Origin of the sequence: Chlorobium phaeovibrioides (assembly GCF_003968655.1) — a bacterium.
In the GTDB taxonomy this organism is placed as follows: Bacteria; Bacteroidota; Chlorobiia; order Chlorobiales; family Chlorobiaceae; genus Chlorobium; species Chlorobium phaeovibrioides.
In genome coordinates this window covers 1-555 of record NZ_RXYK01000062.1, presented here as the reverse complement: position 1 = coordinate 555, position 555 = coordinate 1, and the positions used below count along the sequence as shown (strand labels likewise).

At 51.5% G+C, this 555-nt stretch carries 2 protein-coding genes; both read right to left on the bottom strand.

From position 1 onward, the window contains the following. Positions 1-229: IS3 family transposase (locus tag EKD02_RS09945; RefSeq protein WP_148102983.1), on the bottom strand; the 229-nt coding region annotated here is incomplete at its 3' end. Between the two features lie 26 nt (positions 230-255). Continuing rightward, on the bottom strand, positions 256-555 hold a 300-nt coding region (locus EKD02_RS09940), incomplete at its 5' end, for a transposase (protein WP_221763004.1).

The following is a 555-nucleotide window of genomic DNA, read 5'->3' as shown; positions in this document are numbered from 1 at the left end:
GTCTGACCCGCTTGATGTTGACCTTGTAGCCTTTGTCCTTTACCAGCCATTCCCACATACGGTAGACACCGTAGTAGGGCTTGAGCAGGTACTGCTCATCCATCAGGCGCATGAGCTCACGGTTCAGCTTCGTGCTTCTCCGTGGCTGATAATACAGCCCTGAGCGGTGAATCGAGAGCAGTTCACACTGCCGGTTCAGGCTGATTTTCGGATGTTCTTTCTCAATCATGGAGCGCCGTTCTGACAGGGTTTTGACTACTGAAGTTTTTTTTTGAGCCAATCCACTTCGACCTTCAGCTGACCGATCGTTTTGTAGAGTTCCTCGGTCTCCTGCTTGCTGTCCTGCTCGGCTTTCTGAGCCTTGTCGCTCTTGCTGAATACTTCCGACGCACGATCCAGAAACTCTCGCTTCCAAAGGGTGATTTGATTCGGGTGGAGCTCGTACTTCTGGGCAAGCTCCGTCAGGGTGAGTCGCTCACTGAGAGCTTCAAGAACGACTTTGGTTTTAAACTCGGGGTTGAATTTTCTGCGCTTCTGCTTCATGCTGACTGCTGG